The sequence below is a fragment of the Undibacterium sp. Jales W-56 genome (assembly GCF_025548535.1).
GTDB lineage: Bacteria > Pseudomonadota > Gammaproteobacteria > Burkholderiales > Burkholderiaceae_D > Undibacterium.
Genome location: NZ_JAJLQW010000002.1, coordinates 157,488 through 173,006 on the forward strand (window position 1 = coordinate 157,488; position 15,519 = coordinate 173,006).

Annotated in this window: 14 protein-coding genes; 3 read left to right on the forward strand and 11 right to left on the reverse strand. The window is 51.3% G+C overall.

The features are described from left to right. Positions 1-49: 49 nt before the first annotated feature. From lpdA to LPB67_RS06710, 11 genes are all read right to left on the reverse strand, one after another. Positions 50-1,477: a dihydrolipoyl dehydrogenase gene (lpdA, locus tag LPB67_RS06660; protein WP_262836328.1), complete on the reverse strand. Its 1,428-nt coding sequence runs from the start codon at positions 1,475-1,477 to the stop codon at positions 50-52. A 39-nt stretch (positions 1,478-1,516) separates the two neighbouring features. Next, positions 1,517-1,894, reverse strand: a complete 378-nt coding sequence (locus LPB67_RS06665) for a PspC domain-containing protein (RefSeq protein ID WP_262836330.1) — start codon at positions 1,892-1,894, stop codon at positions 1,517-1,519. A 1-nt stretch (position 1,895) separates the two neighbouring features. Further along, positions 1,896-3,158 carry a 2-oxoglutarate dehydrogenase complex dihydrolipoyllysine-residue succinyltransferase gene (gene odhB, locus LPB67_RS06670; RefSeq protein WP_262836331.1) on the reverse strand — a complete coding sequence of 421 codons (1,263 nt, stop codon included), beginning with the start codon at positions 3,156-3,158 and terminating at the stop codon, positions 1,896-1,898. 68 nt (positions 3,159-3,226) lie between these two features. Then, positions 3,227-6,082 carry a 2-oxoglutarate dehydrogenase E1 component gene (locus LPB67_RS06675; protein ID WP_262836332.1) on the reverse strand — a complete coding sequence of 952 codons (2,856 nt, stop codon included), beginning with the start codon at positions 6,080-6,082 and terminating at the stop codon, positions 3,227-3,229. Between the two features lie 284 nt (positions 6,083-6,366). Beyond that, positions 6,367-7,674, reverse strand: a complete 1,308-nt coding sequence (gene gltA, locus LPB67_RS06680) for a citrate synthase (RefSeq protein WP_262836334.1) — start codon at positions 7,672-7,674, stop codon at positions 6,367-6,369. A 67-nt stretch (positions 7,675-7,741) separates the two neighbouring features. After that, a complete protein-coding gene (locus LPB67_RS06685; protein WP_262836335.1) occupies positions 7,742-8,023 on the reverse strand; it encodes a succinate dehydrogenase assembly factor 2 in 282 nt (93 codons plus the stop codon). Between the two features lie 124 nt (positions 8,024-8,147). Continuing rightward, positions 8,148-8,858, reverse strand: coding sequence for a succinate dehydrogenase iron-sulfur subunit (locus tag LPB67_RS06690; RefSeq protein ID WP_262836336.1), 711 nt, complete (start codon positions 8,856-8,858; stop codon positions 8,148-8,150). Positions 8,859-8,870: 12 nt separating this feature from the next. Further along, positions 8,871-10,646, reverse strand: coding sequence for a succinate dehydrogenase flavoprotein subunit (gene sdhA, locus LPB67_RS06695; RefSeq protein WP_262836337.1), 1,776 nt, complete (start codon positions 10,644-10,646; stop codon positions 8,871-8,873). A 2-nt stretch (positions 10,647-10,648) separates the two neighbouring features. After that, positions 10,649-11,017 (reverse strand): succinate dehydrogenase, hydrophobic membrane anchor protein, encoded by a 369-nt coding sequence (sdhD, locus tag LPB67_RS06700; RefSeq protein WP_262836338.1) that lies wholly within the window; start codon positions 11,015-11,017, stop codon positions 10,649-10,651. Beyond that, the gene (gene sdhC, locus LPB67_RS06705) at positions 11,018-11,425 is read right to left on the reverse strand and encodes a succinate dehydrogenase, cytochrome b556 subunit (RefSeq protein ID WP_262836339.1); all 408 of its coding nucleotides are present in this window, start codon (positions 11,423-11,425) and stop codon (positions 11,018-11,020) included. It lies immediately after the preceding gene. 176 nt (positions 11,426-11,601) lie between these two features. After that, the gene (locus LPB67_RS06710; protein ID WP_262836341.1) at positions 11,602-12,405 is read right to left on the reverse strand and encodes a GntR family transcriptional regulator; all 804 of its coding nucleotides are present in this window, start codon (positions 12,403-12,405) and stop codon (positions 11,602-11,604) included. A gap of 477 nt (positions 12,406-12,882) precedes the next feature. On the opposite strand from LPB67_RS06710, the gene LPB67_RS06715 reads away from it, so the two are divergent. The 3 genes from LPB67_RS06715 to LPB67_RS06725 all read left to right on the forward strand — a co-directional run bounded on the left by LPB67_RS06715 (position 12,883) and on the right by LPB67_RS06725 (position 15,446). Further along, complete coding sequence (locus LPB67_RS06715) at positions 12,883-13,872, forward strand: malate dehydrogenase (RefSeq protein ID WP_262836342.1); 990 nt, start codon at positions 12,883-12,885, stop codon at positions 13,870-13,872. 67 nt (positions 13,873-13,939) lie between these two features. Further along, positions 13,940-14,911: an HpcH/HpaI aldolase/citrate lyase family protein gene (locus LPB67_RS06720; protein WP_262836344.1), complete on the forward strand. Its 972-nt coding sequence runs from the start codon at positions 13,940-13,942 to the stop codon at positions 14,909-14,911. Positions 14,912-14,948: 37 nt separating this feature from the next. Next, positions 14,949-15,446, forward strand: a complete 498-nt coding sequence (locus LPB67_RS06725; RefSeq protein WP_262836345.1) for a hypothetical protein — start codon at positions 14,949-14,951, stop codon at positions 15,444-15,446. Positions 15,447-15,519: the final 73 nt, after the last annotated feature.

Consider the following 15,519-nt stretch of genomic DNA (forward strand, 5'->3'; position numbering starts at 1 on the left):
GCGGCGCATGAATCGCAGAATAACTGCAAAATGAATATGAATTAAAAACTTAGAAATTCAACGAACGCTTATCCACCGCCAACGCCGCTTCTTTAGTCGCTTCCGACAAGGATGGATGCGCATGGCAAATACGGGCGATATCTTCCGCAGAGGCACGGAATTCCATCGCAACCACCGCTTCGGCAATCAACTCAGAGGCCATAGGACCGACAATGTGGACACCGAGAATTTCATCTGTTTTCGCATCTGCCAGGAACTTGACCATACCGGAAGTATCGCCCAGCGCACGGGCGCGGCCATTGGCCATGAATGGGAAAGTGCCCGCCTTGTAAGCGACGCCATCCGCCTTCAATTGCTGCTCGGTACGGCCAACCCAGGCGATTTCGGGAGAGGTATAAATCACCCAGGGGATCGTGTTGAAGTTCACGTGACCGTGCTGCCCGGCGATACGTTCAGCGACCGCAACACCTTCTTCTTCAGCCTTGTGCGCCAGCATAGGGCCGCGTACCACGTCGCCGACCGCCCACACGTTTGGCAGATTGGTTTTGCAATCGCCATCGACTGCGATGAAGCCACGTTCATCGAGCTTCAGGCCTACGCCTTCCGCATTCAAGCCGTTGGTGTTAGGTGTGCGTCCAATCGAGATGATCAATTTATCGAACACCGCTTGATGTTCAACGCCTTTGTCATCGGCGTAATTGACGGTTACATCTTTGCCGCCGTTGACGATTTCACCGATTTTCACGCCAAGATGGATCGCCAAACCTTGTTTGACGAAGAGCTTGTGCGCTTCTTTCGCGATCTGCTCGTCGACTGCACCGAGGAAAGTTGGCAGCGCTTCGAGTACGGTGACTTCCGCACCGAGACGACGCCAGACGCTGCCCATTTCCAGGCCGATGACACCGGCACCGATGACGCCGAGTTTTTTCGGTACGCCAGCGATCTTCAATGCACCGTCGTTGGACAAAATAGTCGTTTCATCAAACGCAGCACCGGGTAAAGCACGGGCATTCGAGCCGGTGGCGATGACGATGTGTTTGCCTGTGATGCTTTCTTCTGTTTTGCCAGCGACCTTGATTTCGTAGCCGGCCGCATCCGCTTTGACGAAAGAACCGAGACCGTGGAAGAAGGTAACCTTGTTCTTTTTGAACAGGAACAAAATACCGTCATTGTTTTGTTTCACGATGGTATTTTTGCGACCCAGCATTTTCGCCACGTCCAGCCCAAGGCCTTTGACCTCGATACCGTGATCGGCAAACGCATGACCGGCATGCTCATAATGTTCGGATGATTGCAGCAATGCTTTCGACGGGATACAACCGACATTGGTGCAAGTTCCGCCAGGTGCCGGGCCGCCTTTTTCATTCGTCCAGGCATCGATACATGCAGTGGAAAAGCCCAGTTGCGCTGCACGGATTGCCGCGATATAACCGCCAGGACCGCCGCCGATAACGACGACATCAAATTGTTTACTCATGAATAATTTCCTAATTTGTTCTGTTGCTACTCTTTAAATTTACTCTTCTTCCGGCACGAATATCCATGCCAGCAGATAGGCCACCAGACCGGAGCCAAAATAAAAAGAGAACAAGACGAATACCAAACGCCAGATCCACGACTCCAGACCCGTAAACTTACCTAAACCGCCGCAAATACCGCCCAGCCATTGATCCGATTTCGAGCGTCGGAACTGGTTCAGGGGGATATAGGCTTTATCCGTATCAGTCAACAAAGTATTGCTGGAAGAACCTGCACCGCTAGCGGACGGGTTGCTGCCGTTTGCCGTAGTCAGGCTTTCCAATAATTTGGCTTTAGCTTGCGCGAATTCAGCATCAGTCAAGGCACCTGACTGATGCAATTCGTGCAGACGTTTGATTTCGTCGGCGAGGTTCATATTACAGATCCAATAACAGGCGAGCCGGGTCTTCCAGCGCTTCTTTCATCGCGACCAGGCCCAATACCGCTTCGCGGCCGTCGATGATGCGGTGATCGTAGGACATCGCCAGATAATTCATCGGACGAATGACGATCTGGCCATTTTCCACTACCGCACGGTCCTTGGTCGCGTGTACGCCGAGGATCGCTGATTGCGGCGGGTTGATGATCGGTGTCGACAGCATGGAGCCGAAGGTGCCGCCATTGGAGATCGAGAAAGTGCCGCCGGTCAGGTCTTCCAGTGTCAATTTACCGTCTTTGGCTTTAGCACCGAATTCGCCAATTTTTTTCTCGATGTCGGCGATCGACATCTGGTCGGCGTTGCGCAGGATAGGCACTACCAGGCCGCGCGGCGAACCAACTGCAATACCGATGTCGAAATAACCGTGATACACGATGTCGTTGCCGTCAACGGAAGCATTGATGATCGGGTATTTCTTCAGCGCGGCAACAGCGGCTTTGACGAAGAAAGACATGAAGCCGAGCTTGACGCCGTGTTCTTTTTCGAATTTGTCCTTGTACTTGTTGCGCAGGTCGATCACCGGTTGCATATTGACTTCATTAAAAGTCGTCAAGATGGCATTCGTGGATTGCGACTGCACCAGACGTTCTGCAATACGTGCGCGCAAACGGCTCATCGGCACGCGTTCTTCCGGGCGGTCGCCGAGATTCATTACCGGCGCTGCGACTTGTTGTAACGCTGGCTTGCTGGCGACCGGTGCTGCCAGAGGTGCGACTGCCGGTGCGGCTGGCTTAGCTACGGCTGCCAGGGCATCGCCCTTAGTCACACGACCATCTTTACCTGTGCCATCTACGGCGCTGGCAGACAGGTTATTTTCCGCCAGAATCTTCGCTGCCGCTGGCATGGCAACGCCTGCAGCGGATTTAGCTGCGAGATTATTGATGGCTGCAGCGACAGGATCAACCGTAGTGGTAGCGACGGGTGCCGCAGCGACTTGTAAGGGGCTGACTTTAGCTGAACCGTCGGTATCCAGAATGGCAATCACTTCACCTGCGACAACGGTGCTACCGTCACCCTTGAGGATTTGGCTGATTACGCCAGCCTCCGGGCAAGGTAATTCGAGAACGACTTTGTCGGTTTCAACGTCGATCAGATTTTCATCGCGAGCAACGGATTCGCCTACTTTTTTATGCCAGGTCAACAAAGTTGCTTCAGCAACTGATTCAGATAACTGCGGTACTTTTACTTCGATAATTGCCATGTTTTTCTCCGTTTCGGATAGTCATCGGGTGCAGCAGCTTCTGCTGCATCACGTTTCACTATTGATTGTTATTTGGTCAGGACGTAGCCCTTGAGTTTGGAAAATGCCGTATCCAGCAGCGCTTTTTGTTGTGCATAGTGCTTGTCGTAGTAACCGACTGCTGGCGATGCACTGGCTGGACGACCGGCGTAAGCCAGTTTTTGACCTTCATCCAGGCTTTCAAAAATATTGTGCTGAATCTGGAACCAAGGTCCCTGATTTTGCGGCTCGTCCTGCGCCCAAACCAATTCCGCCAGATTCGGGAATTTTTTGAGTTCTGCTGCGAAACTCTTGTGTGGGAACGGATACAACTGTTCGACACGGATAATCGCCGTATCAGTCTGACCGCGCTCTTTACGAGCATTGACCAGGTCGTAATACACCTTGCCGGAGCAGGCGATTACGCGCTTGACCTTTTTCGCATCGATTTTCTCATCGACTTCACCGATGACCGTATGGAAACTGCCTTTGGCCAACTCGGACAAAGGCGAGCCGGCATCTTTATTCCGCAGTAAGGATTTCGGCGTCATGATCACCAATGGCTTACGGAACTGGCGGATCATCTGGCGACGCAGCAAGTGGAAAATCTGTGCTGCCGTAGTTGGCTGCACCACTTGCATATTATTGTCGGCACACAATTGCAGGAAACGCTCTGGACGTGCCGATGAATGCTCCGGCCCCTGACCTTCGTAACCGTGCGGCAACATCATGACCAGACCGGAGGCACGCCCCCACTTCACTTCGCCAGAGCTGATGAACTGATCGATCACGACTTGCGCGCCATTGGCGAAATCGCCGAACTGCGCTTCCCAGATGGTCAATGTATTCGGCTCTGCGGTCGAGTAACCGTATTCGAAACCGAGTACCGCCTCTTCCGACAAAACGGAGTCAATCACGGTAAATGGCGCCTGCTTGTCCGAGATGTTTTGCAGAGGAATGTAAGTGCCGGCGTCCCAACGTTCACGATTCTGATCATGCAATACAGCGTGACGATGCACGAAAGTACCGCGACCGGCATCTTGTCCCGTCAGGCGAATTGCGTAACCGGAAGCGACCAGAGACGCATAGGCCAGATGTTCGCCCATGCCCCAATCCAGGTTCATCTCGCCGCGGCCCATGGCGGCACGGTCACCCAGCACTTTTTCAACCAGGCTATGCGGCTTGAAGCCTTCTGGCACTGTGGTGATACGTTCAGCCAGACGCTTCAATTCTGAAGCCGGGACTGCGGTATCCGCTGCATCGGTCCATTTACGGTTCAGGAATGGAATCCAGTCAACCGCATATTTGTTTTTGAAGTTGGAAATGACGGGATCAACCGTGTGCTTACCTGCATCCATCGCATCACGGAAGGCTTTCACCATCTGATCGCCGCCATCGGCTGCAATCGTGCCCTGCGCGGCCAGTTTATCCGCGTACATCTTGCGGGTGCCTGGATGTTGCGCAATCTTTTTGTACATCAGCGGTTGTGTCAAAGCTGGGGTGTCTTGCTCGTTATGACCCAATTTACGGTAGCAGATGATATCGACCACCACGTCCTTCTTGAATTCCATGCGGTAATCCAAGGCGATTTGCGTTGCCAATACCACGGCTTCCGGATCATCGGCATTCACGTGCAATACCGGTGCTTCGATCATTTTTACAACGTCGGAGCAATACAGTGTGGAGCGTGAATCGCGTGGATCGGAAGTCGTGAAACCGATCTGGTTGTTAATCACGATATGCACGGTACCGCCGGTGCCGTAGCCGCGGGTCTGCGCCAGGTTCAGTGTTTCCATGACCACGCCCTGCCCTGCAAACGCGGCATCGCCGTGCACCAGGATAGGCAGAACCTGGGAACCGTCTTTGTCGCCGCGACGCTCCATGCGCGCCTTGACCGAACCTTCAACCACCGGATTGACGATTTCCAGATGCGATGGGTTGAATGCCAGGGATAAATGCACTGGACCGCCCGGCGTAGAAATATCGGAAGAGAAACCCTGGTGGTACTTTACGTCGCCGGCGGGCAAATCATCGCCATGCTTACCTTCGAATTCAGCAAACAAATCCTGCGGCATTTTGCCCAGGGTATTCACGAGAACGTTCAGACGGCCGCGATGCGCCATACCGATCACGATTTCTTCCACACCGCGTTCACCGGCGCGTTGAATCGTCTCATCCATCGAGGCGATAAAACTTTCGCCACCTTCCAGCGAGAAGCGTTTCTGGCCTACGTACCGGGTATGCAGATAGCGCTCCAGACCTTCAGCGGCGGTCAGGCGATCCAGAATATGTTTTTTCTTTTCAGCGGAAAATGCAGGTGTGGAGCGGATGGATTCGAGCTTTTGTTGCAGCCAACGTTTTTCCGTCGGGTCACTGATGTACATGAATTCTGCGCCGATAGAACGGCAATAGGTATCGCGCAAGGAATTCAGCAGGTCACGCAGGGATGCGGTTTCCGGTCCGAAATAGGTATTGCTGATATTGAACTGAATGTCCATATCGGCATCGGTAAAACCGTAAAAACTTGGTTCCAGCTCAGGAATGCTTGGACGTTCCTGGCGCTGCAGGGGGTCAAGATTGGCCCAATGACTACCCAAAAAGCGATAAGCGGCGATCAATTGCTGAGCAGCGACACGCTTGCGACCCATTTCGGCATCGGCAGTCGCGCTGACGGTACGAATCGGACCTTGCTTGGCACGCTCTGCGAACGAGGCGATTACCGGAGCATGGGCAACGTCGGGCTTACTGGAGCCGTCGACTGCAGGCACATGCTGCATCGCGTCGAAATACGCACGCCAGTTATCAGGTACGGAACCGGGATTGTTGAGGTACGCTTCGTAAAGTTCTTCTACGTAGGGCGCATTGCCGCCGAACAAATACGAGTTGGCGTTATATTGTTGCATCATCTTGCTCACCTTTCTTCGCGTTTCGCGAGATTAGCGGGTTAATCTAACCTTCCGCGACACGGCCTGACCGGTTAGCGGATTGCACATCAAGTTGTGGGGAAGGACTGGTTTCAAACTACTTTATTCCCAAATCAAAATCGTCATTTTTACTTATAAAAACATAACTCTTTTGAATTAAAAATAAAACTACATCTAAAATTGCACATTCGACGCGAAGCATAGCATATTTATTGCATGAAAAAAAAGCGAGTCTTCACGACTCGCTTTTTTCATACCTTTCGCAATTAGCCGCGTTTTGCAATTGGCGGCACATCGCGTTTTGGCGAACCCACGAACAATTGGCGCGGGCGACCAATTTTTTGTTCTGGATCAGAAATCATTTCCTTCCATTGAGCAATCCAACCTACGGTACGTGCCAGCGCAAAAATACCGGTGAACAAAGAAGTTGGAATACCTAAGGCACGCTGCACAATACCCGAGTAGAAGTCAACGTTCGGATACAACTTACGGGAAACAAAGTATTCATCTTCCAGCGCAATTTTTTCCAGTGCCATTGCGAGTTTGAACAATGGATCGTCTTGCAGACCGAGTTCATTCAACACTTCATAGCAAGTTTCACGCATCAGCTTGGCACGCGGATCATAGTTTTTATACACACGATGACCGAAGCCCATCAGTTTAACGCCGGAGTTCTTGTCTTTCACTTGCTTGATGAACTCGGGGATATTGTCAACGTTACCGATCTCTTCGAGCATGCTCAAGGCAGCTTCGTTAGCACCGCCATGGGCAGGTCCCCACAGGCAGGCGATACCGGCGGCGATACAGGCAAACGGATTTGCACCTGAAGAACCAGCCAGACGCACCGTCGATGTCGATGCGTTTTGCTCGTGATCGGCATGCAAGATCAGGATGCGATCCAAGGCACGAACCAGCACTTCATTGACTTTGTATGGTTCGCACGGCGTCGAGAACATCATGTGCATGAAATTGGCGCTGTAGGACAAATCATTGCGCGGATATACAAACGGCTGACCGATTGAATATTTATACGCCATTGCGACCAGCGTTGGCATTTTAGCGATCAGGCGAATCGCCGACACTTCACGATGGTGTGGGTCGTTGATGTCGAGTGAATCATGGTAGAACGATGCCAATGCACCGACAGTGCCGACCAACACCGACATAGGGTGCGCATCGCGACGGAAACCGCGGAAGAAGAATTGCATCTGCTCGTGCACCATGGTGTGCTTGGTCACAGTGTCAACGAATTCGGTTTTTTGCGCTGCATTTGGCAGTTCGCCATTCAAAAGCAAGTAGCAGGTTTCCAGGAAATCGCCGCCGTTTACTGCCAATTGCTCGATTGGATAACCGCGATACAGCAATTCGCCTTTGTCGCCGTCGATATAGGTAATCGAGGAGTTACAGGCGGCAGTTGACATGAAGCCAGGATCATAGGTGAACATGCCTGTAGCGCCATACAACTTACGGATGTCAATTACATCGGGACCAACTGAGCCTTTGTAAATCGGCATTTCCAACGATGCGGAACCATCGGAAAAAGAGAGTGTTGCTTTTGTTTCAGAGTTAGTCATGGCTCTTCCTTCAATGTAGAGGTGAGTCGTTAATCAAAAAAACGCGAGAGAAAAATCGTTTTCTGTTTCAGGCTATTTGCAAGCGAGCCAATAAGGCGTGCACATGTGGCAGGTCAACTTCGGCTTCTGGTTGTTTTTTCGCCAGAATCAGGTCCATCAAAGTATTGTCAGACAACTCCATCAAGCGGCTGAAGGCGTCGACCTCATCATCGGTCAATGACGCTTCATGGGCATCCAGAAAACGAGTCAATATCAGATCGTTTTCCAGCAATCCACGTCTGGCGCGCCACCGTAGCCTGGCTCGCTTGACCGGATCACTTTGGTGGGTATCAACTTTTGACTCAGACATAAATACTTTCAATACTTACTTGCATATTTCATGCAATTCTTATGAGCCATCTGCATCACTCAAAAAACTGCATGAAATAAGGGCGGTCAATTTCTAAGCAACGCGAAACCGACCGCACTCTTCCTTATACTGCGCGGCGCACCATTAATTCTTTGATTTTGCCAATCGCTCGGGTTGGATTCAGACCTTTTGGACACACATCGACGCAATTCATGATCGTATGGCAGCGGAACAAACGATACGGATCTTCCAGATTGTCCAGACGCTCGCCGGTCGCCTGATCGCGTGAATCGGCGATGAAGCGGTAAGCCTGCAACAAACCGGCCGGGCCGACGAATTTATCCGGATTCCACCAGAACGACGGGCACGAGGTTGAGCAACAAGCGCACAAGATACATTCATACAAACCATCCAGCTCTTCGCGTTCGGCCGGCGTTTGCAGACGTTCTTTCTCAGGCGGAATCGAGTCGTTCATCAGGTACGGCTTGATCGAATTGTATTGCTTGAAGAATTGCGTCATGTCCACAATCAGGTCGCGGATCACTGGCAAACCTGGCAAAGGACGCAATACGATAGGCTCGCTCAATTCGTTGAGGTTGGTGGTGCAGGCCAGGCCGTTCTTGCCGTTGATGTTCATCGCATCGGAACCGCACACGCCTTCACGGCATGAACGGCGCAACGCCAGCGAATCATCGACGTCGGCTTTGATACGTTGCAGCGCATCCAGCAACATCTTGTCGGTATCTTGCAGCTCTACCGTCAAGTCCTGCATATAAGGCTTGGCATCCTTGTCCGGATCGTAGCGATAGATTTTAAATTTCAGTGTACGTGCCATAGTGGTATCTCTTTAGAATGTACGAGCTTTTGGCTTGAAGGTTTCAACAGTCAGCGGCTTGGTATTGACGGGCTTGTAGTCGAGGCGATTGCCTTCGGAATACCACAAAGTGTGTTTCATCCAATTGTCGTCATCCCGTTTTTCGTAATCGCGGTGCGCGTGTGCGCCACGCGATTCTTTACGGGCAGCGGCTGATGTAATAGTCGCTTTTGCGGTTTCGATCAAATTATCCAACTCCAAGGCTTCGACACGGGCGGTGTTGAATACTTTGGATTTGTCTTTGAACGAAACATGCTTACGACGCTCATCCAATTCCATGATTTCTTTGACGCCTTCTTGCAACAATTCGTCAGTACGGAATACGCCGCAGTGATATTGCATCGTTTTACGGATCGCATTAGCGACATCCTGCACGCGCTCAGTACCGGTGCTGGTTTCCAACTTGGTTAAACGGGACAAGGCCAGATCTGCGGCATCTGCCGGCAGGTCTTTATTGCTGCGCGCTTTTAAGTTGCTGGCAACGATATGATTACCTGCGGCGCGACCGAATACCAACAGATCCAACAATGAATTGGTACCGAGCCGGTTTGCGCCATGCACAGAAACGCAAGCGCACTCACCGATTGCATATAAGCCGTTGACGATTTCGCTGCTACCGTTTTTCGGCGCAATTACCTGACCGTAAATATTGGTCGGGATACCGCCCATCTGGTAATGGATGGTCGGCACAACCGGGATAGGCTCTTTGGTCGCATCGACGTTGGCAAATTTGTGCGCAATTTCCAGGATCGACGGCAAACGCTTTTGAATCGTGTCGGCACCGATATGACGCAGATCCAGCATCACGTGATCTTTATTTGGACCGCAACCGCGCCCTTCCTTGATTTCCTGATCCATGGAGCGGGAAACGAAGTCGCGCGGCGCCAGATCTTTCAGTGTCGGGGCATAACGTTCCATGAAGCGCTCGCCCTGGCTATTCACCAGAATACCGCCCTCACCGCGCACACCCTCAGTAATCAAGACGCCCGCACCGGCGACACCGGTCGGGTGAAATTGCCAGAATTCCATATCTTCGAGTGGCAAACCTGCTCGTGCCGCCATACCCATACCGTCACCGGTATTGATAAAAGCGTTCGTGGATGCAGCCCAGATACGGCCAGCACCGCCAGTGGCGAAAATGGTTTGCTTCGCTTCCAGCATCATGACTTCGCCGGTCTCCATTTCCAGCGCTACTACACCCAATACATCGCCGTCAGCATCGCGGATCAGATCAATCGCCATCCATTCGACAAAGAAATGAGTACGGGCGCGGACATTGCGCTGATACAGCGTATGCAAAAGCGCGTGACCAGTACGGTCGGCGGCCGCACAAGCGCGCTGCACCGGCTTTTCGCCGAAATTTGCAGTATGACCGCCGAATGGACGCTGATAAATAGTGCCGTCGGCATTGCGGTCGAAAGGCATACCGAAATGTTCTAATTCATAGACTACTTTCGGTGCTTCGCGACACATGAATTCAATCGCATCCTGATCGCCGAGATAATCCGAACCCTTGACGGTGTCGAACATATGCCAGTACCAGTTATCCTCAGACATATTGCCGAGCGATGCACCGATACCGCCTTGCGCTGCCACTGTGTGCGAACGCGTTGGAAAAACTTTAGACAAAACAGCGACGTTCAGGCCAGCTTCTGCCAATTGCAGAGAAGCACGCATGCCGGAGCCACCTGCGCCAACGATCACCGCATCGAAGCGACGGGATGGAATTGCGGGTTTAATTGCTGCCACGGTTACACTCTCCACAAAATCTGTGCCGTATATCCGACACAAGCAACTAGCCACAGGATAGTGGCAACTTGAAACACAAGGCGCAGAGCGACATTGTGCGTTACATAATCCATCCAGATATCACGCATACCGACCCAGGCGTGATAAAACAAAGCGACAAATACGGTAAAAGTCGCCAGCTTGAACCATTGGCGAGCAAAGATTCCCGCCCAGGCTTCATAGCTAAAATCATTGCCCGTCAAAAACAAGACCAACAAAATAACAGTGTATACAGCCATCACTATCGCTGTAACGCGCTGCGCCAGCCAGTCGCGCAGACCATAATGCGCACCGACTACCAGTCGGTTGGGGCCAATATTGTCGTTTGCCATTTAAAACACTCCAAATAATTTCAGGGCAACCAATGCGGTCAAAGGCAAGCTAATGACAAAGACACCTACCGCCGATTTGCGGGCAGAATCTTTATTTAAGCCGATATGCAGATCCATAAACAGATGACGGATACCCGCACAAAAATGATGCAGATAAGCCCAGGAAAGCGCCAAAATGATGAGTTTCACAAAAACGCCTGAAGTGAAATTTTTCAGCACGGCGAATGATAGTTCTGATGTCAGGCTCTGATCGAGCAAGTACAAAATGAACGGCATCAGCAAGAACATCAACATGCCACTGGCACGGTGCAGAATCGACACGAAACCGGCAAGCGGCAGCCGATATCCGGTCGCATCAATCAGCCGCATGACCCCAAAACGAGGTTTGGCTTTTACTACTTCAGACATAAATAATCTCCCCATTAACTAGTCTGTACATGAACTTTGTAATTTTCGCCTATTTTGGTGCGTCGCACCAACAAAAAAGACGCCTGTTTACAAAATAGTTCTATCTTACTGTGATTTCCGGCGCTACATAGCGACATGCAATGTGTCAACATGACCACGCGCCCGAACAATTTAATTTAACTCAACTCGTTTTTATAATGATGCTGGCTAGTCAGATACAAGCCGCGACGCAATTCAACCGGCTTATCGCCATAAGTGTAAGAAACGCGCTCCACCTTCAATAACGGCGCACCAACCTGCACCAACAGCAATTCGGCGACGACTTCGTCCGCACAAACGGCGCGAATTTCTTCCGAGGCCCGTATCATGTGGGTACCGAATTCTGTCTCAAACAAGCCGTACATCGGTCCTTTGTATTCATTCAAGCGCTCAGCTGTAAGTCCCTTAAAAATAATTCCGGGCAGCCACAAGTCATCCAAAATAGTCGGAATGCCGGAAAAATATTGCACCCTGCGTATAAACACGACCGAATCGCCCGATTTAATATCGAGCGCTCTCGCCACATCCGCAGGCGCACGCAGTCGCTTTACTTCAACGATTTTATTTTCTGGGTAATGCGGTTTACCCTCGTCCGGCACTAGGCGTAAAAAACGAAACTGGGCACGCGCCTCATGGTGAGTCGCAACAAAAGTCCCCTTCCCTTGCCTGCGCACCACCAGATTTTCTGCAGACAACTCATCAATCGCCTTGCGGACCGTACCCTGACTCACCTTAAAGCGGCTGGCCAGTTCGATTTCGCTAGGAATTAATTCGCCGGGCTTCCACTCGCCAGATTGCAGGCTTTGAGTAATCAGCGCTTTGATTTGCTGATAAAGCGGACTAAAAGTAGGCGATGCGCCAGACGCAGAATTAGCGCCCCCCGCCGCACTGGAGGTCGCGCTGCTATTCTGGGTATTGGAGGTTGGCACGTTAGAATTCATAGACTGCGATTTCACCACAAAAAGGCTTGGTAAGTCCAGAACAAACTAGCAATTAATATGTCTTATATAAGACATAAGATATTCATTGACACCTGACACGAGTCCACCTAAACTCCCGTACGAAAGAGCTAGATCGAGATTTAAGCAAACCGGCTGCAAGTATTTTTACAGACTGACTGAAAAGATTTTTGCAACATCGGAACCAGGCAAGGCGAGATTACAGCATCTGAAAGACAACTAACAAGCACTATAGTTCTAACGCAATCAAAGTAAAGTCCAAAACCTCAATGACCGTCAAATGCGTGGATCTGGCCAGTTCAGCCCTACTCAAAAAAACAGAGATCTGCCTGAATTTGGCTGACTCACCGGGTTTTCAACGGTATCATTATGTGTTGACCTGCTTGGCAAGCCCATCAAATGGATGGCTTGCAAAAGCTGGATTTGAACATTGTTTTTACACCACCTCGGAGATGCATCATGGCAAAATCCCCTATGCGCGTTGCTGTTACAGGCGCTGCTGGCCAAATCGGCTATTCCCTTTTATTCCGTATCGCCAATGGCGACATGCTGGGCAAAGACCAGCCGGTGATTCTGCAATTGCTGGAAATTCCTGACGAAAAAGCGCAAAAGGCGCTCAAAGGCGTCATGATGGAAATCGACGATTGCGCATTCCCCTTGCTGGCCGGCATGACTGCGCACAGCGATCCAATGACAGCATTCAAAGATATCGATGTCGCTTTGCTGGTTGGCGCGCGTCCACGCGGCCCAGGCATGGAACGCAAAGACCTGCTGGAAGCCAATGCACAGATCTTCACGGTACAAGGTAAAGCCCTGGATGCAGTTGCCTCCCGCAACGTCAAAGTACTGGTCGTCGGCAATCCGGCTAACACCAACGCTTATATCGCCATGAAATCCGCACCGGGACTGCCTGCGAAAAACTTCACAGCGATGCTGCGTCTGGATCACAACCGCGCCCTGTCGCAAGTCGCGGCCAAAATCGGCAAGCCAGTTGCAGCGATTGAAAAACTCTGCGTATGGGGTAACCACTCGCCAACCATGTACGCTGACTATCGCTTCGCAACAGCCGACGGCGCCTCCGTTAAAGACCTGATCAACGATCAAGTCTGGAACAAAGACGTATTCCTGCCAACGGTTGGCAAACGCGGCGCGGCAATTATCGAAGCGCGCGGCCTGTCTTCCGCTGCATCCGCAGCGAATGCAGCGATCGACCACGTACGTGACTGGGTGCTCGGCACCAACGGCAAATGGACCACGATGGGCATCGCATCCGACGGTTCCTACGGCATTCCGGAAGGCACGATGTTCGGCTTCCCTGTGACTACTGAAAATGGTGAATACAAAATTGTTCAAGGCTTGGAAATTGATGAATTCTCCCGTGAACGCATCAATCTAACGCTCAAAGAATTGCAAGAAGAGCGTGACGGCGTCAAACACCTGGTTGGCTAAATCATCAGGAGCTGGTTTGATGAACCTACTACATCAAACCAGCTAATTATTTTCTTACAGCGTGACAATGCATCCTTCCCAAGTCTTATTTCAGGATCAGCAACAACCGGTTTTATTACCGGTATGCGACCACTATGCTGGATCTGAAAAATTGATGCATAAATCCATCAGCCTACAAAACGATCTCGGCCCGGTATTTGACATCACATTCGATTGTGAAGATGGCGCGGCGGCAGGCAACGAAGCTGCACACGCCAGACTAGTCGCCGCTTTGATCGCGTCAGAACAAAACCAATTTCAACGTATCGGCGTGCGCGTGCATGATGTGGACAGCCCTTATTTTGAACAAGATATTGCACTCATCGCTCCCATCGCGGCAGATAAACTGGCTTACCTGGTTTTACCCAAAGTGAGCGATGCCGGGCAAGTCAGGCAAGCGATCGATAGCATCAATCAGCATTTCGCCAGCTACCGGTCAGAGCCTGTACCGGTTCACGTATTGATTGAAACCCACGACGCTTTGGCGCAAGCGCATCAGATCGCCGCCCTTTCCCAAGTTGCCTGCCTGTCGTTCGGCATCATGGATTTCGTCTCGGCACATTACGGCGCGATTCCCTCAACTGCGATGCGCTCTCCCGGACAATTTACCCATCCGTTAGTGATGCGTGCGAAGCTGGAAATCGCCGCCGCCTGCCACCGGTTCGGAAAAGTGGCGTCACACAATGTAACCACAGAAATCAAAGACACTGCTATTGTCGCGGGTGACGCAACGCGCGCCATTATGGAGTGCGGTTATACCAGGATGTGGAGCATCCATCCCGACCAGATTAAACCGATAATCAAGGCATTGACGCCGCGGAGTGCCGAGATTAATGAGGCAATCAGCATCCTGAGCGCAGCGCAGCAAAAGGAATGGGGGCCGATACAGTTTAACGGGCGACTTCATGACAGGGCGAGTTACCGCTACTATTGGACCCTGCTGAAACGGGCACAGCAAAGTCAGATCGCGCTCCCGGAACAGGGTCATGCTTTAATTTAATTAAACAGCAATCAACATAAGATTTACGGAGATTCAGATGAAGCAATTTTTACACCTCATTAGCTGCATTATTTTGGCCACCGGAATGCTGCATTTATCAGCCCATGCTGATACAACGCCAGCGACTAAAGCGAAAGTACCGGCAAAGAAGACCGCCAAAGCAGCGGAAAAACCGGCCGCAGCCCCGGTCGCTCTCGACGATGACGACGGCGAACCCGATGTTCAAGAAAGCAAAACCTTTGAATACAAATGCGAACTCGGCAATGTATTGACGATGTACACCAACGTCGACGATGACAAGCATATGGCGATGCGCTGGAAAAAACGCCTGTATCGACTGACGCGCATGGAAACAACGACAGGTGCGCACCGTTTTGAAAATCGTAAAGCCGGCCTCCTCTGGATCGGCATTCCCGCCAAGGGTCTGCTGCTGGATTCGCATCGCGGTCAGCAATTGGCGAATGAATGCAAAACCACCGATCAAATCATTGCCGAGGCAGAGCTGAAAGCGGAAGCCGCGGCACACGCGAAATAAATGTTGATATTAAGTTTAGAAATTAAGTTTTAGAAATGCAGTAAAGATTGTAAATAGTACGAACAGTAATAAG